Genomic DNA, 17,554 nt, shown 5'->3' on the forward strand with positions numbered 1-17,554 from the left:
TTCGAAAAAACGTAAGGACGAGCGCCAAGGGGCGAGAACAGGGGGCCGGAGATGAGAGGTGGCAGGTCATGGGCGGTTTTACCGCGCATCTGCACGTCGCTTCCGGCTTCTCGGCCCGGTACGGGGCCTCGCACCCGGAAGACCTCGTACGGGCTGCCGCCGACCGGGGAGTGGGCGCCCTCGCGCTGACCGACCGGGACACCGTCACCGGGGCGGTGCGCTTCGCCAAGGCAGCCGCCCGTGCCGGGGTCCGGCCGATCTTCGGGGTCGACGTGGCGGTGATGCCACAGGCCGCGGGCATGTCACAGGCTGCGGGAATGGCGCAGGCCACGGGCATGTCACAGGCCGCGGGCATGGCGCGGGCTGTCGGCGCTGCCGGGGCCTCCTCCGGTGCGGGGGTGCGGCGGCGTACACCCGTGCGCGGGGGTGCGCATGTCGTCGAGGCCCCGCTGCGGATCACCCTGCTCGCGCGGGACGCGGCCGGGTGGGCCCGGCTGTGCCGGCTGGTGTCGGCCGCTCACCGGCGCCCGGTGGGCGAGGTCCCCGCCGGGCCGCCCGTCATCCCGCACCAGGCGTTCGCGGAGTACGGCGTCGGCGGGCTCGTCGCGCTGTTCGGGCCGGTGTCCGAGCCGGTCCGGGCGCTCTCCGCCGGACGGCCGGACCGCGCCGAGGCACTGCTCGCACCGTGGCGGGCGCTGTTCGGGAACGGGCTGCGGCTGGAGGTGCTGGCGTACGGGACCCACCGGGGCGGCGCGGGCGGTCAGGGCGGAGAAGACGTGGGGGGCCGGAGCCCGGGTGGGCCGGACGCCGGGCCCGGATCGGTGCGGCTGGCCGCGCGGACCCTCCAGTTCGCCGACCGGCTCGGCGTACCCGTCGTACTGACGAACGCCGTGCGGTACGCCGACCCGGCCAGGCACCGCCTCGCCGACGTCCTGGACGCCGCACGCCTGCTGCGCCCGATCGACCGGCGTCGGCTGGACCCGGGGGAGCGGTGGCTGAAGGGGCCCGAGCAGATGGCGGAGGTCGCCGAGCACGTCGTACGCGCGGCGGGGGGCGGCCCGCGACGGGCCGCCCGGCTGCTCGCGGAGACCGCCGCGACCGCACAGAGCTGCGCCGTCGACCCGGTCGCGGACCTGGGGCTCGGGGTGAATCACTTCCCGGAGCCGGGCACCGTCGGCGCGGGCCCCGGCCCCGGCGCGGCATGGGCGCTGCTGCGCGAACGCAGTGAGGCGGGTCTCGCCAGGCGCGGTCTCGACCGGGACCCGGCAGCCGTCGCCCGGCTCCGCGAAGAGCTGCGGGTCATCGGTGTGAAGGGTTTCGAGACGTACTTCCTGACGGTAGCTCAGGTAGTGCAGGACGTACGGGAAATGGGGGTACGGGTCGCCGCACGCGGCTCCGGGGCCGGCTCCCTGGTCAACCATGCCCTGGGTATCGCGACCGCCAACCCCCTCGACTACTCCCTGCTCTTCGAGAGGTTCCTGTCCGAGCGGCGGATGTCGCTTCCCGACATTGACATCGACGTGGAGAGCGCCCGCCGGCTTGAGGTGTACGACCGGATCTTCGAACGTTTCGGCCCCGAACGGGTCGCGGTGACCGGCATGCCCGAGACCTACCGGGCCCGGCACGCCCTGCGGGACACCGGGCTCGCCCTCGGGATCGCCCCGCAGGACGTCGACCGGATCGCCAAGTCCTTCCCGCACATCCGGGCCTGCGACATCCGCAGCGCCCTCGCCGAACTGCCGGAGCTGCGCCAACTCTCCGCCAGACAGTCGGACTTCGGGCTGCTCTGGGAACTCGCCGAGGGGCTGGACAAGCTGCCGCGCGGCATGGCCATGCACCCCTGCGGTGTCATCATCACCGGGGCGTCCCTCCTGGACCGGCTCCCGGTGCAGCCCACCCCCGGCGGCCGGTACCCGATGGTGCAGGCCGACAAGGACGACGTCGAGGACCTGGGACTGATCAAGCTGGACGTCCTCGGGGTGCGGATGCAGTCCTCGATGGCGCACGCGGTCGACGAGATCGCCCGTACCACCGGCAGCCGCATCGACCTCGACGACCCGTCGCAGGTTCCGCTGGACGACTTCTTCGCGTTCAAGCTCATCCAGAACAGCGACACCATCGGCATGTTCCAGCTCGAATCGCCCGGCCAGCAGGACCTGTTGTCCCGGCTGCAGCCCCGCAACCCGCACGACGTCGTCGCCGACATCAGCCTCTTCCGGCCGGGCCCCGTCTCCGGCGGGATGCCCGCCCAGTACATCGCCGCCAGGCACGGCGCCGCCCCCGCCTACCCGCATCCCGACCTGGAGTCCGTGCTGGCCGACACGTACGGCGTGACCATCTGGCACGAGCAGATCATAGGAATGTTCGCGGTCCTCACCGGTTGCGACCTCGCCATGGCCGAGGTCGCCCGCCGTGCGCTCTCCAACGCCGCACGGCTGCCCGCCGTGGAGGCGTGGTTCCGGCGCGAGGCGGGTGCGCGCGGCTACGCGACCGAGGTCCTGGACCGGATCTGGCCGATCATCGAGGGCTTCGGCGCGTACGGATTCTGCCGCGCCCACGCGGTCGCCTTCGCGGTGCCCGCCCTCCAGTCGGCCTGGCTGAAGGCGCACCACCCGGCGGCCCTGTACGCGGGCCTGCTCGAACACGATCCGGGGATGTGGCCGCGCCGCGTGATCGTTTCCGACGCGCGCCGCCACAACGTGCCCGTGCTGGGCGTCGACGTCAACCACTCGGCCGCCGCCCACCGCACCGAACGGATGCCGGACGGGAGCTGGGGCGTACGCATGTCGTTCTCCGCGGTCAAGGGCATCACCGAGGACGAGGTGCGGCGGCTGGTCGCCGGGCAGCCGTACGCGGACCTCCAGGACCTCTGGGAGCGGGCCCGCCCGGCCCGCCCGACCGTCGAACGCCTGGTGGAGATCGGTGCGTTGGGCGCGCTGGGCGGCACGCTCTCCCGCCGCGACCTCCTCCTGCAGGTGAACGAGCTGCACCGGGACACCCGCAACCGGACCCGCCAGTCGGTGGGGCAGCTGTCCCTCGACAGCGCTGCCACCGGCCCCACCCCCCAACTTCCCTCCGGACTGCCCGAGATGACTGCCCGCGAGGCTCTCGGCGCCGAACTCGAAGCGCTCTCCGTCGACGTCACACAGCATCTGATGGAGCATCACCACCGGTTGCTCCGCGAGGTCGGTGCCACCGACGCCGCCCACCTCTCCGGGTTGCGGGAGGGCCAGCAGGTGCTGGTGGCGGGCGTGCGCGCCTCCACCCAGACCCCGCCCATCGCCTCGGGCAAACGCATCATCTTCGTCACCCTGGAGGACGGCTCAGGCCTGGTCGACCTCGCCTTCTTCGAGGACTCCCACCCGGCCTGCGCGCACACGATCTTCCACTCGGGTCTGCTGCTGGTGCGCGGTCAGGTCCAGGTCCGCGGCCCGCGGCGCTCGGTCGTCGGGACGATGGTCTGGGACCTGGACACGCTGGCCGCGGCCCGCCGCGACCACGGCCCGCAGGCCGTGCTCCACCTGCTCGGCCGCCACGACACGAGCCCCACCCCGCCCCACCCGAACCACCCCGCCGACGCTCCTCACCAGAACGCCACCACCCCTGACCCGAACGCCACCTTCCACCCGCACGAGGCCACCGCTTCCCACCCGGGCCAGGGTCCTGCCTCCTACCCTGACCAGGCCCCCGACGGCTCCCGTCCCGCCCCCGCCGCCCGACCCCACCGCACCCTCGCCGACGGCACCGCGGGGGCCCGGCTCCATCCCTGGGCGGACCTTCAGCCCGCGGGAACCCGTTCCGCAGACCTCACCACGTACGGCCACCGCAGCCCTGGGAGCGCAGGATGACCATCACGCCGGCCACCGCCACCGCCACCGCCACCGCCACCACCGCTGCCACCCGCGCGCCCGCTCCCGGCACGCCCGGTCCCAGCACCCCCGGAACCCCCAGCGCCCTCCGTGACCCCGCCCGCGAACGGCACATCCTGCACGTCCACTTCCATCTCCCGTACCCCGACCCCGAGTTGTACGAGGAGCTTCTGGTGCTGCTCCGCGACTTCACCCCCGCCGTCCAGGAACTCCCGCCCATGGCCGCAGCCCTCGACCTCACCGGTGCGCTGCGCTTCTTCGACTGCGACCCCACCGAGCTCGCCCTGCGGCTCCAGGTGCAGGTGTTCGCCCTGCACGGCGTCGCCACCAGCGTCGGCGCCGCCGCCAACCGCATGATCGCCACCATGGCCGCCGACCTCACCCCGCCCGGTGAACTCACCACCGTCGACCCCGGCACCGAACGCGCCTTCCTCAACCCCCGGCCGGTCGCCACCCTGCCGGGCGTGGGGCCGGCCACCGCCCGTACCCTCACCCGCCACGGCCTCCACACCGTCGGCGCCCTGGCCACCACCCCCCTCCTCACCCTCCAGCGCCTCCTGGGCACCGCCGTCGGCCGCCAGCTCCACGAACGCGCCCACGGCCACGACCCCCGCCCCGTGACCCCGCACGCCCCGCCGCGCTCCACCAGTGCCACCCACGAGTTCGCACGCGACGAACTCGACCCCACCGCACACCGCAGGGCCCTGCTCGCCCTCACCGGCGAACTCGGCCTGCGCCTGCGCACCACCCACCAGATCACCCCCACCCTCACTCTCACCGTCCGCTACGCGGACCGCTCCACCACCACCCGCACCCGCGCTCTCCCCGAACCCACGCACCACACCGCCACCCTGACCGGCACCGCCTACGACCTCTACGCCTTCCTCGGCCTGCAACGCGCCCGGGTCCGCACCCTCACCCTCCGCGCGGAAGCCCTGGCCCCCGCCCACACGGCCACCCACCAGCTGACCTTCGACCCGGCCGACGCCAAGGCCCGTGCGGTGGAAGCGGCGGCCGACCGCGCCCGCCTCAGGTTCGGCCCCGGGGCGGTGGTGCCGGCCTCGGTGTGCCGGGCCGGGGGCCGCGCCCCCCGCAGGTCCCCCGGTGCCCCCGCCCCGGGCGTCAGAGCCGTGCCGTCGGGAGGCTCCTTCCCACGCGCCGCAAGGGGGACAGGGCCATGAAGACCGGGGAGAGGGTGAGCGCGGCCGCCGCCACCAGCAGGCCGGTGCGCAGCCCCCAGCACTGCGCCAGCTGACCGCCGAGCAGCGAACCCAGTGGGGTGAGCCCCATCCCGACGACGTTGATCGTCGCCACCACCCTGCCCTGCAACCGGACCGGGGTGCGGGCCTGCCGGACGGCCATCATGGAGACGTTGACCAACTGGCCGCACATGCCGAACAGGAAGTTGGCCGACACCAGGACGGCGACCGTCCCCCCGGCGGAACCGCGCAGCGCGGGTACGCACAGCATCACCCCGTCGCCCACTGCCGCGGCCCCCACCAGCACGCGGCCGTAGCCCCATCTCCCGGGCAGCCTCGCGGCCAGCAGCGAGCCGGCCAGGGCGCCGGGGCCGACGGCGGCGAGCACCAGCCCCACGGCCGTGCCGGACAGGTGCAGCCCGCGTGGCAGAAAGAGCAGCAGGACGGTCATCAGGGCGGCGAAGGAGAACTGGAAGAGCGCCGTGGCCACTGCGACGGACCGCAACAGCGGGTCGCCGTGGACCAGTTGAAGCCCCTCTCGTACCCGGGGCCAGAGCCCCGGCGCGGCCGGCTCCCGGCGGCCGCCCGCCACGGCGCAGGCTCCCTTCCCGGCGGCGCCGCGCCCCCCGGGCGGCCCGCCTCCCGGACGGTCTGATCCGTCTCCCGCGCGGCTCGTTTCATCTCCCGCGCGGCCCGTTCCGTCTCCCGCACGGTCCGTTCCATCTCCCGCACGGCCCGCTCCGCTCTCCGTGTCCCGGCGGACGCGCCGGATCGACACGAACGACACGGCGAAGAGGAGAGCCGCCACCGCGTTGGCCGCCGGCGCGGTGAGCAGCGACACCAGCGCACCGCCGAGAGCCGGCCCGCCGGTCTGCGCGGCCGACCTGCTGCCCTCCAACGCGCTGTTCCCGCGCACCAGTTCCTCGCGTGCCACCAGACGCGGGAGCGAGGCCTGGCAGGCCACGTCGAAGAAGACCGACAGCGCCCCGACGAGGAACGCGACCACGAACAGCAGCGGCAGCCCGAGCCCGCCGATCACGTGTGCGAGGGGAATCGCCGCCAGCGCGAGGGCCCGGCCGAAGTCCGCCAGGACCATCACCTCGCGGGTGCGCCCCCGGTCCACCCATGCCCCGGCGATCAGCGAGAACAGCAGAATCGGTGCTTGCTCCACCGCACGCAGGAGGCCCAGTTGACCGGCGTCCGCGCCGAGCGTGACCACCGCCAGGAGCGGCAGCGTCACCTGGCTCGCGTGCGCGCCGAGCTGCGAGAAGGTCTGCCCGAACCAGAGCCTGCGGAAATCGGGCTTCCGCCACGGGGCGGGCGGGGAGGAGGACGGTGAGGCGGACGAAGAACGGGACACGGGCGGCACGGAACTCCTCGGAGCTGCGCAGAGCGACGCCACCCGCCGCGGCCCGCCGGCACCGTCAGGTGCGCGGGCGGGGCGGGGGCGCGGGGCAAGGCTCGCTGTGCCGCGACTCGGAGGCGGCACGCGATGACGGGTCGAGGACGACCTACGACGTCAGCGCGTGCCCGGAAGACCGGGACGGAACATGCCACTCCACTCTGTTCGGGCGTGCCCGCGAAGGCTACCCGCAAGAGGCCGGGGGGTGGTACGGGACAAACCCCGAACGGGGCACACCCCCGCCCCCGGCCACCCTCACGCCGCCGCTGCCGCCTGCTTCTCGTAGCCGGCCAGCCGCACGCACACCGTCAGTCCCTCGATGGCCTGCTCCAGCTCCGCCAGGCTCGGGTAGCTCGGTGCGACGCGGATGACCGCGTCGCGCGGGTCGTCGCCGTACGGGTGGGTGGCGCCCGCCGGGGTGAGGACGATGCCGGCCGCGGCGGCCTTCCGTACGACCTCCTTCGCGCAGCCGTCCGGCACCTGGAGGGTGACGAAGTACCCGCCCGCGGGCGAGGTCCAGGACGCGAGGCCGGTACCGCCGAGGCCGGCTTCGAGCAGCCGGGCGACGGTCTCGAACTTCGGCTGCAGCACGGTGCGTTGGCGCTCCATGTGGGCGCGTACCCCGTCGGCGTCCCGGAGGAAGAGCACGTGCCGGAGCTGGTTGACCTTGTCCGGGCCGATCGAGCGCTTCTGGTTGTTGGCCAGCAGCCACTTCAGGTTGGCCGGCGACGACCCGAAGAAGGCGACGCCCGCGCCCGCAACGGTGATCTTGGACGTGGACCCGAAGACGAACGCCCGGTCCGCGTTCCCCGCCCGCTCGCACGCGCCGAGCAGGTCGGCGATCTCGGCCGGCTCGTCGGTGAGGTGGTGGACCGCGTACGCGTTGTCCCAGAAGATACGGAAATCAGGTGCGGCGGTCTGCATGGCCGCGAGCCGTGCCACCGTCTCGTCGCTGTAGCAGACGCCGTCCGGGTTGCTGTACTTCGGCACGCACCAGATGCCCTTGACCGCGGGGTCCTCGGCGACGAGCCGCTCGACGAGCTCCATGTCGGGGCCCTCCCCGGTCATCGGCACCGGGATCATGTCGATGCCGAACCGCTCGCAGAGCGCGAAGTGGCGGTCGTAGCCGGGCACCGGACACAGGAACGCGATCCGCTCCTGGTCCGCCCACCGGGACTCGGCGCCCGGCAGCACGCTGAGCAGCGCGTGCACGAGGCTGTCGTGCATCAGCTCCAGGCTGGAGTTGCCTGCGGCGAGCAACTGCCCGGCCGGTACCTGGAGGATGTCCGCGAAGATCTCCCTGAGTTCGGCGAGGCCCTGCAGCCCGCCGTAGTTCCGCACGTCCGCGCCGTCGGCGGAGGTGTGCCGCCCGCCGGGCAGGCTCAGCAGCTCCTCACAGAGGTCCAGCTGCTCGGGCGCGGGCTTGCCCCGGGTGAGGTCGAGGGCGAGGCCACGCCCCGCGAGCTCCTGGTACTCCTGCCGGGCCCGGTCCAGGAGTCCGGCGATCGTGTCGGGGCTCAGCTCGGTGGTCATGGTGGCGGTGGTTCCTCTCGCGGGTGGACATGGTGCGTGCCGCGGCCGGGCGGTCCAGCTGCGGGCCGCGGACGGCGTACCGACGCTATACCGGTACGCGGGTGGGGGACGACCGGTGTTCGGTGTACGGGACGACGGACGGGCGGGTGCGGCACGACAGCGGTGTGCGGATTACGGGTTACGGGTTACGGGTTACGGGGTCGCCGGGCGCCTGCCCACCCGCGCCCGGAGGAAACCAGGCACGCCGCCGCACCCCCGCCGCACCCCCTCCACCCCCCGTCCCCCCGCTCCGTACCCGTCAGCCGCCCACGTACTTCGCCAAGTACTCGCCGGTCAGGGTCGAGCCGTCGGCGACCAGCTCGGACGGGGTGCCCTCGAAGACGACCTTGCCGCCGTCGTGGCCCGCGCCCGGACCGAGGTCGATGATCCAGTCGGCGTGCGCCATGACCGCCTGGTGGTGCTCGACGACGATGACCGACCTGCCCGAGTCGACGAGCCGGTCGAGGAGGCCCAGGAGCTGCTCGACGTCGGCGAGATGGAGGCCGGTGGTCGGTTCGTCCAGGAGGTAGACGCCGGCTTTCTCCGACATGTGGGTGGCCAGCTTGAGCCGCTGCCGCTCGCCGCCGGACAGCGTGGTGAGCGGCTGGCCGAGGGTGAGGTAGCCGAGCCCGACGTCGACGAGCCGGGTGAGGATGCGGTGCGCGGCCGGGGTGTGCGCCTCGCCGGCGGCGAAGAACTCCTGCGCCTCGGCCACCGGCATCGCGAGCACCTCGCTGATGTCCCGCCCGCCGAAGCGGTATTCGAGCACCGCCGGCTGGAAGCGCTTGCCCTCGCACTCCTCGCAGGGAGTGCTGACGCCCGCCATCATCCCCAGGTCGGTGTAGATGACTCCGGCGCCGTTGCAGTGCGGGCAGGCGCCCTCGGAGTTGGCGCTGAACAGGGCCGGCTTCACCCCGTTGGCCTTCGCGAACGCCTTGCGGATCGGGTCGAGCAGCCCGGTGTACGTCGCCGGGTTGCTGCGCCGCGAACCCCTGATCGCGCTCTGGTCGATGCTCACCACGTCCTCGCCGGAGGGCAGCGAGCCGTGCACGAGGGAGCTCTTGCCGGAGCCCGCGACGCCGGTGATCACGCAGAGCACGCCGAGCGGGATGTCGACGTCGACGTCCTGGAGGTTGTGGGTCCGCGCACCGCGGATCTCCAGCGCGCCGGTGCGCTCGCGCACCGTCTCCTTGAGGGCGGCCCGGTCGTCGAAGTGCCGGCCGGTGACGGTGCCGGAGGACCGCAGGCCCTTGACGGTGCCCTCGAAGCAGATGCTGCCGCCGGCCGTGCCCGCGCCGGGACCGAGGTCGACGACGTGGTCGGCGATCTGGATCGTCTCCGGCTTGTGCTCCACGACGAGCACCGTGTTGCCCTTGTCCCGCAGCCGCAGCAGGAGGTCGTTCATCCGGCTGATGTCGTGCGGGTGCAGGCCGATGGTGGGTTCGTCGAAGACGTACGTGACGTCGGTGAGCGCGGAACCGAGGTGGCGGACCATCTTCACGCGCTGCGCCTCGCCGCCCGAGAGCGTGCCGGACGCCCGGTTGAGCGAGAGGTAGCCGAGCCCGATCTCCACGAACGAGTCGAGGGAGTCCCGCAGCGCGGTGAGCAGCGGGGCGACCGCGGGCGCGTCCAGGCCGCGCACCCATTCGGCCAGGTCCCTGATCTCCATCGCGCAGACGTCGGCGATCGAGAGCTTCTTGATCTTCGAGGAGCGGGCCAGTTCGCTGAGCCTGGTGCCGTCGCACTCGGGGCAGGTGGTGAAGGTGACCGCGCGGTCCACGAACTCCCGGATGTGCGGCTGCATCGACTCCCGGTCCTTGGACAGGAACGACTTCTGGATCTTGGGGATGAGCCCCTCGTAGGTGAGGTTCACCCCGTCCACCTTCACCTTGACCGGCTCGTGGTACAGGAAGTTCTGCAGCTCCTTCTTGGTGAACTTCGCGATCGGCTTGTCCGGGTCGAGGAGACCCGACTCCGCGTAGACCCGCACGGTCCAGAAGCTGTCGGACTTCCAGCCCGGGATGGTGAACGCGCCCTCGGAGAGCGACTTGGAGTCGTCGTAGAGCTGGGTGAGGTCGATGTCGGAGACCGCTCCCCGGCCCTCGCAGCGCGTGCACATGCCGCCGGTGCGGTTGAAGGTCGCCTTCACCGTCTTCTTGTTGCCGCGCTCGACCGTGATCGCGCCGCTGGCCCGGACCGAGGCCACGTTGAAGGCGAAGGCACCGGGCGAGCCGATGTACGGCTTTCCGATCCGGCTGAAGAGGGTGCGCAGCATCGCGTTGGCGTCCGTCGCGGTGCCGACGGTGGAGCGCGGGTCGGAGCCCAGCCGCTGCTGGTCGACGACGATGGCGGTCGTCAGCCCTTCGAGCACGTCGACCTCGGGTCGCGCCTGCGTCGGCATGAAGCCCTGTACGAAGGCGCTGTACGTCTCGTTGATCAGCCGCTGCGACTCCGCGGCGACCGTGTCGAACACCAGCGAACTCTTGCCCGAGCCGGATACGCCGGTGAACACCGTCAGTTGCCGCTTGGGGATGTCGATGCTGACGTCTTTGAGATTGTTGACGCGTGCGCCGTGCACACGGATCAGATCGTGACTGTTCACGGTGGCTCCATCTGTCGTGCGGTCCGCCTCGACGGTCCCGCCGGCGTCCATGCGGCTCACGCTAGTGCGGCGGGGGCGTGCCGCGCTTCTCGAATTCTGATCAGTACGGGCCCGCTTCGTACGGAGTTACCGCCCTGAGAGGTACGGAGTGGTGAAACGGGCGGTCCGTGGGCAGACGCAGCACATGAGCACGCACACTGCCGACGGCCCCAGCACGATGCCTTCACCGCCCGTTCGCCCGACCCCGCTGCGGTGCACCGCAGCCCCCGACGGCGCGCACCGCGTCCGCCTGCACGTGTACGGGGACCTCGACTACGACAACGCCGAGCGGCTGCTGGACGCCGTGCGCGAGCAGCTCGACCGGCACCCGCGGGACCTGCACCTCCACTGCGCCGAGGTGGTCACTGTGGACTCGATGGGGCTCTCGGTCCTGCTCATGGTCCAGCGCGTGACCACGGCGGCCGGCGCACACCTCCACCTGGAGGACCGCACCCCGGCCCTGGACCGGCTGCTCCAGATCACCGGCACGCTGGACCACCTCACGGCTCCGGGGCCGATACCGGGCGGGGCGGACCGGACCTGAGGGACGGGAGCGACCGCCGCGCGGGCGGGGCGAGGGTGGAACACGCGAGGGCGGGGCGAGGGCGGAACAAAGGCCGGGACACGAACGGCAATACGCGGCGTCCCACGCAATAAAGACGTTAATATCCGGCATTCCGGTCATGGGCGATTCATGGACGGTTCGTGAGGAATGCAAGGAGACAGCCGTGACAGCGGTGTTCGCTGAAGTCAAGGTGCTGATGGCGCAAACGCTGCGGATCCCGGCAGCCGACATCCGCCCGGACGGCTCGCTGGCCGACCTGCAGATGGATTCGCTCGCGATGGCCGAGCTCTGCGTCGCCCTGGAGAGCACCTACGGCAGCCGGGTGGACGGCGACCGGCTCGCACGGGCCACGACCGTCGACGAGCTGGTCGGGCTCGTCGAGAAGGGCATCGCCCGGTGACCGAGGAGGCTGTGGTCACCGGCCTCGGCCTGGTCACCCCGGCGGGCATCGGCGTACCGGCCAGCTGGGAGGCGATCTGCGCGGGACGCGGCACGGCGTCCCACGACCCGGGTCCCGGCCGGCTGTCCTGCCGGGTGCCCGGCTTCGACGCGGACTTTCTGCTGGGAGCCCGGGAGGCGCACCGGCTGGAGCGGTTCAGCCAGTTCGCGCTGGTCGCCGCGGCGGAGGCACTCGCCGACGCGGGCCTCGACACCGGGACCTGGGACGGCGCGCGGGTCGGCGTCGTGCTGGGCAACGCCGCCGGCGGTCTGAACGCGTACACCGTCGCCCAGCAGACCCTCGACGACAAGGGCGCGCACGCCGTCTCACCCCTGCTGCTGCCGCTCTACCTGCCGAACATGGTGGCCGGGCAGACCGCGATCGCCCACCGGGCCACCGGCCCCTGTCTCGTCGTCAGCACCGCCTGCGCGTCCGGGGCCAGTGCCGTCGGCGTCGCCCGCGACATGCTGCTCGCGGGCCGCTGCGACGTCGTGATCACCGGCGGCAGCGAGGCCGCGCTGACCCCCGCCCTGCTGTCCGGGTTCGCGCGCCTCGGGGCGCTCTCCTCGCCCGGTGACGGCGACCCGGCCACCGCCTCCCGGCCCTTCGACACGGCGCGCGACGGTTTCGTCGCCGCCGAGGGCGCGGGGGTGCTGATCCTGGAGCGCGAGTCCCACGCGCGTGCGCGCGGCGCCCGGGTGCACGCGCGACTCGCCGGTTACGGAGCCAGCGCCGACGCCCACCACCCGGTGGCCCCGCACCCGCAAGGAGACGGGCTGGCGTCGGCGGTACGGGCCGCGCTGGCCGACGCGGGAGTGGCCGCGGGGGACGTGGACCACGTCAACGCCCACGCCACCGGCACGCCCCGGGGCGACGCGGTGGAGGCCGCGGTCCTCGCCAGACTGCTGCCGCACGGCCCGCTCGTCACCTCGGTCAAGGGCGTGATCGGCCACACCCTGGGGGCCGCCGGGGCGATCGAGGCGGTCTGCTCGGTGCTGTCCGTGGCGCGCGGGGCGGTGCCGCCCACGGCCAACCTCGCGGCGGCGGACCCCGGTTGCGACCTGGACATCGCCCGTACCGTCGTACGCCGCAAGGTGGACGCGGTCGTCACCACGTCCGTCGGATTCGGCGGCCAGAACGCGGCGCTGGTGGTGACCGCCCCGTGAGCCGACCGCCCGCGGACGGCACGGGCACGCGGCCGCGGGACCCTCGCAGACCCCCGGCCCGGCGCCCGGCACGGCTGCGCACCGCCGGGCGGGCGCTTCGGCTGCTGGGTGTGTACGTCGCCCGGTTCGAGGCCCCGGTGCTGCGGGCCGCCCTCCGTGGCAGGGCCTCGGACACGCACGAGTGCGAGCGGCTGGTGGCGCGGCTCAGCCACCGGTTCTTCACCGAGGGACTGCGCGGGGCCGGCCTCGCCCTGGACACCGCGGACGGCCTGCCGCTGCCCGCGTCCGACCGGCCCGTACTCCTTCTGCTCCGGCACTCGGGGCCGCTCAACTTCCAGCTGGGGGCGCTGCTCGCCTGCCACGTGCTGGACCGCGGGATGCTCGGTGTGGGGCGCGCCCTGCCCGGCCTCGACCCGGCCGTCGGGCTCCTCGCCCGAAGGCTGCGGGTGGATCTGATCCGGTGGCGCGCGGGCGGACCGGCCCGCGCCATGCGGCTGCTGATGAGGCACGCCCGTGACCTGGCACCGTGCGACGCACTCGCGTACTTCCCCGAGGGCGCGAACATGACCGCTGCCGGGCGCCGCAGGGCGCTCGCCGAACTGGCGGCGAAGGACCCCGGGAGGGCCCGTTGGGCAGACGGGTTGCGGTACGTGCTGCCACCGGTCTCCGCGGGCGCCGCACGCGTCCTGTCCCTGGCGCGGGATGCCGATGTCCTCGTCGTGGGGCACACCGGCCTGGAGGACCTCGTCGGCGCTCTCGTCGACATCGGCTACCCACCGGTGGACTCCCGCCGGATCCACCTCACCTGGTGGCACACGCGCGCCGAGGACGTACCCCGCGAACCGGCCGCGGCCGCCGCGTGGCTCGACGGGCAGTGGGAAGCCATGGACCGTTGGATCGCCGGCAAACGCGGCACACCGGACCCGGACCCGCGCCCCGATGCCCCGCCACCCCCGGACGCGTCCAGGCGTCCGACGGACTCCCCGCCCCCGCCCCCGCCGCCGTCCCCGGACGCGTCCCCGCCCCCGGGGTCCACCGCCGGCGGCCCGTACACCCGACACCCGATTCCCGTGGGAGAACCCGGCCATGACTGACACCCCGGCCACGACCGGCCGAACCGGCGCCACCGCAGCTCCCCGCGTCGCCTTCGTCCTGGGCGGTGGCGGACCGCTCGGCGGCTACCAGGCGGGCATGGTGCGGGCGCTGTTCGAGCGCGGCATCACCCCCGACTTCGTCATCGGCACCTCGATCGGCTCCGTGCAGGGCGCGATGATCGCGAAGAATCCCACTGTCTCCGTGTGCGAGGAGATGGAGAGCTTCTGGCGGGACTTCGTCACCAGCAAGGCGATGCGGCTGAACGCGCGCAGCATCCTCAACGCCCTGTCCATGCGCCCCGCGATCAACTCCAACGAGGTGGTCCGCCGGGTCCTCGACAAGTACCTGGGCCCCACCACCCGCATTGAGGACCTGACCGTGCCCTACCAGTGCACCGCCGCCTCCATCGAGCGGGCCACCGTCCGCTACTTCGACTCGGGCCCGCTGGTCGCCTCGGTCATGGCGTCCGCCGCCATCCCGGGGCTGTGGCCGCCGATCCGGATCGGCGACGAGCACTACGTCGACGGCGGCGTGGCCGAGTCCGTACCCATCACGCGGGCGATCGCCCACGGTGCGACGACGGTGTACGTGCTGCGGATGCGGCAGAAGGAGAAGCAGTTGCGGCCCGCGAGGTTCCCCTGGCAACTGGGCACCACCCTGCTGGAGCTCTCCCGCCGCCACCACCTCCACCACGCGCTCAACAGCAGACCTGACGGGGTGACGGTGCACGTCCTGCCCAGCGGCGAGGAGCTGATGGAGCCGCCGGAGAACGGCGCGTGGACCACCCGGCGCGAAGAACTCGCCACCATCAGGAGGCGGGTGGACAGCGGCTACCGCGCGGCGGCCGGCTACCTCGACGCCCAGGAGAGCCGGCAGCCGACGGTCCTGCGCCGCAGCGCCCCCGCGGTGTCGTCCGTGCGCAGACCTCTGACGCCGTTCGTGGAGGGCAAACTCCGCGGCCACTTCGACGTGTACGACGCGGACAGCGACGGTGTCGTCTCCGGTACGGACTTCCGGCGGGCGGGGCAGCGGATCGCGGACCTCTTCGGACACGCGGAGGGCAGTGCCCACGCGGACGCCCTGCAACGGGAGTTCACCGGGTACTGGGAGAGCCTGTCGGCCGCCGCGGGGGAGCACGAGACCCTGGAGCGGGAGCCGTTCGGCAGGGCCCTGGCGGGGATCACGTCGAGCTCCGCCGCGTACACCACACACCTGCTGCCCGTCGTGTCGGCGATCCTCCTCGCGGCCGACCACGACAACGACGGCTTCCTCAACCCGTCCGAGACCGGCCGCCTCCTCGCGGGCCTGGGCGTGCCCGAGGCGGAACGGGAGACGGTGGTACGGCGGTTGGACACCAACGGCGACGGGGTCACCAGCCTCGACGAGCTGGCGGAGGCCTTCCACGACTACTTCACCAGCAGCGAGCCCGGCTGCGTGGGCAACCTGCTGTTCGGCCCGGCCCCGGCCGTCGGGAGCAACTGACCGGCCGTCGGGAGTAACTGACCGGCAGGCGCTGCCCGTCCGGCTGCCCGGCCTCACAACCGGGCAGCCGGCACCTTTCCTCCGCTCCCGTGCGCGTCCAGCTCCCGGCCCTTCGTCTCCGGCGCCGCCACCGCCATCCACACCATCGCGGCCAGTACCGCGGCGCCCAGCAAGGTGAACGTCCACGGCAGCCCCAGGACCGGCCACAGCACGGAGCCGAAGAGCAGCGGCGCGAAACCCGTCAGCGATCTGCTCACCGACGAGGCCCAGCCGAAACCGGTGGCCCGCAGCGACGTCGGGTACAGCTCGGACGCGTAGGCGTACATCGCCGGGATCGCCAGCTGGATCAGGAAACCGAACGCGGCGATGGCGATCAGCGGGGCCGTGCCCCCGTCCCGTACCAGCGCGAACAGCACCAGCGCCACGCTCGCCAGCGGCGCCGTCACCCCGATCAGCCACTTGCGGCCCACCACGTCCACCAGTGCGGTGGAGACCAGCACGCCCAGGATCCCGACCCCGGCCATCAGCGTCGTCCCCGTGAAGGCGGCCGTGTCGCCCTGCCCCTCGGCCTTGAGGATGGACGGCATCCAGCTCAGCGCCGCGTAGTAGACCAGCATGACGGTGGCGAACATCAGCCAGACCGCCGAGGTGACGCGCGGGCTGAACGACCAGATGAGACGCAGCTGTTCGACGGCGGCCGCCACTCCCTTCGTACGGGGGGCGGCGGGCGGCCGCGGCACGGCGTACGGCTCGACCGGTGCGCCGGTACGGGAGACGAGATCGTCGATGACGGCCCGAGCCTCGGCCTCACGCCCCTTGCCCGAGAGGTAGACCGGCGACTCGGGGACGCCCCTGCGCACCCAGAACAGCAGCAGCGCAGGCAGCGTCATCGTCAGCAGCATCCACCGCCAGTTGCCCTCCAGCGGCAGCATCGCCGTGGAGACCAGGCCGCACAGGGTGACGCCGACCGGCCACCACAGGTCGAGCGCGGTGAGGATCCGCCCCCGGTACTTGCGCGGCGAGAACTCGCTGACCAACGCGTAGTCCACCGGAATGCACCCGCCGAGGCCGATACCCGCGAGGAAGCGCAGCAGCAGGAAGACCCAGTAGGCGGGCGAGAGCGCGCCGAGCACCGAGAAGACGGCAAAGATCAGCAGCGTCACGCCGAACGCCTTCTTGCGGCCGATCCGGTCGGCGACCGAGCCCCACGCGACGGCGCCGACCGCCATGCCGACGAGGTTCGCGGTCGCGACGAGCCCGCGCTCACCGGTGCTCAGCGCGAACTCCTCGCCGACCAGGGGCATCAGGAAGCCGTTGAGGGCGATGTCGTACGCGTCGAAGAGGTAGCCGAGGCCGCCGATGACGAACACCTTGCCCTGGACACGCCATCTCCAAGGAAGGTCCTGGACGACTCTGTCGCCTGTCTTCACTGCTGCTCCAAGCGGGGGCGGACCGGGGTGGTGCGATCCGGGACGGGGGAACGCCCGATCATAGGTCCTGACCGAATCCGCACCCCGTATCCCTGAGGGAGCACAACGGCACATGGCAGCAACCTTCAAGACCGTCATAGAGGTCGGCCCGGAACACCTCGAACAGGCGCACGCCGTCGACCGGCTGTTCCAGCAGGCGATCGCCCCGGCGACCGTCAACTTCGACTTCGGCCACATCCGGGAGGCCGCCGCGGCGATTCCCGACAGTTCGATCGTCAAGCTGGTCCGGGGCTGGGGCCTCCAGGAAACCGCGCCCGTCGCGGTGATGGCGCTCTCGCTCAAGGAGGCGGTGCGCCAGGCGCTGCCCGCCGAGTTCGCCGAGGCGTCCTTCTGGGAGACCGTCGAGCAGGAACTCGTCGGCGCGTTCACCGGCCTCGACGCCCAGGAAGGCGCGCCGGGACTCTCGTACTACGAGCAGACGCCGGAGCGCACCAGCTACTACCGTGACCTGTTCTTCGCGCTCCAGGGCGAGGAGACCGGCGGCCACATGTACGCGATCGCGTTCTGCGTCGACGTGAGCGTCGGTCTCGACCGGGCCCGCGCGGGTGCGCTGGAGCTGACCGACATCGCCCCGTACCGGATCCGCCTGAACGCGATCGTCGTACGCCAGCAACTCCAGCTCGCCGCCTGACCG

At 72.7% G+C, this 17,554-nt stretch carries 12 protein-coding genes; 8 read left to right on the plus strand and 4 right to left on the minus strand.

Annotation, left to right across the window (positions count from 1 at the left end):
- The first annotated feature begins 68 nt into the window (after positions 1-68).
- Both ACIQM4_RS19705 and ACIQM4_RS19710 read left to right on the plus strand, forming a co-directional pair.
- Complete coding sequence (locus tag ACIQM4_RS19705; RefSeq protein ID WP_401592973.1) at positions 69-3,848, plus strand: DNA polymerase III subunit alpha; 3,780 nt, start codon at positions 69-71, stop codon at positions 3,846-3,848.
- Positions 3,845-5,050 (plus strand): DNA polymerase thumb domain-containing protein, encoded by a 1,206-nt coding sequence (locus tag ACIQM4_RS19710; protein ID WP_401592975.1) that lies wholly within the window; start codon positions 3,845-3,847, stop codon positions 5,048-5,050. Before ACIQM4_RS19705 ends, ACIQM4_RS19710 begins: the two co-directional genes overlap by 4 nt.
- Here ACIQM4_RS19710 and ACIQM4_RS19715 read toward each other — a convergent pair.
- The 3 genes from ACIQM4_RS19715 to ACIQM4_RS19725 all read right to left on the minus strand — a co-directional run bounded on the left by ACIQM4_RS19715 (position 4,992) and on the right by ACIQM4_RS19725 (position 10,644).
- On the minus strand, positions 4,992-6,428 hold the full coding sequence (locus ACIQM4_RS19715) for an MFS transporter (protein WP_401592977.1): 1,437 nt from the start codon (positions 6,426-6,428) through the stop codon (positions 4,992-4,994). The genes ACIQM4_RS19710 and ACIQM4_RS19715 overlap by 59 nt on opposite strands.
- A gap of 297 nt (positions 6,429-6,725) precedes the next feature.
- Complete coding sequence (locus ACIQM4_RS19720; protein WP_401592979.1) at positions 6,726-8,003, minus strand: aminotransferase class I/II-fold pyridoxal phosphate-dependent enzyme; 1,278 nt, start codon at positions 8,001-8,003, stop codon at positions 6,726-6,728.
- Positions 8,004-8,301: 298 nt separating this feature from the next.
- Positions 8,302-10,644: an ATP-binding cassette domain-containing protein gene (locus tag ACIQM4_RS19725; RefSeq protein ID WP_401592981.1), complete on the minus strand. Its 2,343-nt coding sequence runs from the start codon at positions 10,642-10,644 to the stop codon at positions 8,302-8,304.
- Positions 10,645-10,828: 184 nt separating this feature from the next.
- Here ACIQM4_RS19725 and ACIQM4_RS19730 point away from each other — a divergent pair, with 184 nt between their 5' ends.
- The 5 genes from ACIQM4_RS19730 (at position 10,829) to ACIQM4_RS19750 (ending at position 15,430) form a co-directional block, all read left to right on the plus strand.
- On the plus strand, positions 10,829-11,227 hold the full coding sequence (locus tag ACIQM4_RS19730; protein ID WP_401592983.1) for an STAS domain-containing protein: 399 nt from the start codon (positions 10,829-10,831) through the stop codon (positions 11,225-11,227).
- Between the two features lie 184 nt (positions 11,228-11,411).
- Positions 11,412-11,648 (plus strand): acyl carrier protein, encoded by a 237-nt coding sequence (locus tag ACIQM4_RS19735; protein WP_401592985.1) that lies wholly within the window; start codon positions 11,412-11,414, stop codon positions 11,646-11,648.
- Positions 11,645-12,853 carry a beta-ketoacyl-[acyl-carrier-protein] synthase family protein gene (locus tag ACIQM4_RS19740; protein WP_401592987.1) on the plus strand — a complete coding sequence of 403 codons (1,209 nt, stop codon included), beginning with the start codon at positions 11,645-11,647 and terminating at the stop codon, positions 12,851-12,853. The genes ACIQM4_RS19735 and ACIQM4_RS19740 overlap by 4 nt, the downstream gene beginning before the upstream one ends.
- On the plus strand, positions 12,850-13,947 hold the full coding sequence (locus ACIQM4_RS19745; RefSeq protein ID WP_401592989.1) for a hypothetical protein: 1,098 nt from the start codon (positions 12,850-12,852) through the stop codon (positions 13,945-13,947). Before ACIQM4_RS19740 ends, ACIQM4_RS19745 begins: the two co-directional genes overlap by 4 nt.
- Positions 13,940-15,430 (plus strand): patatin-like phospholipase family protein, encoded by a 1,491-nt coding sequence (locus tag ACIQM4_RS19750; RefSeq protein ID WP_401592991.1) that lies wholly within the window; start codon positions 13,940-13,942, stop codon positions 15,428-15,430. Before ACIQM4_RS19745 ends, ACIQM4_RS19750 begins: the two co-directional genes overlap by 8 nt.
- 53 nt (positions 15,431-15,483) lie before the next feature.
- On the opposite strand, the gene ACIQM4_RS19755 is transcribed toward ACIQM4_RS19750, so the two are convergent.
- On the minus strand, positions 15,484-16,860 hold the full coding sequence (locus ACIQM4_RS19755) for an MFS transporter (RefSeq protein ID WP_401592993.1): 1,377 nt from the start codon (positions 16,858-16,860) through the stop codon (positions 15,484-15,486).
- 112 nt (positions 16,861-16,972) lie between these two features.
- Between ACIQM4_RS19755 and ACIQM4_RS19760 the strand changes: the two genes are divergently transcribed.
- A complete protein-coding gene (locus ACIQM4_RS19760) occupies positions 16,973-17,551 on the plus strand; it encodes a Type-2Aa cytolytic delta-endotoxin (RefSeq protein ID WP_401592995.1) in 579 nt (192 codons plus the stop codon).
- The last annotated feature ends 3 nt before the right edge of the window (positions 17,552-17,554 follow it).

It is taken from the genome of Streptomyces sp. NPDC091272, assembly GCF_044757485.1.
Taxonomy (GTDB): Bacteria; Actinomycetota; Actinomycetes; order Streptomycetales; family Streptomycetaceae; genus Streptomyces.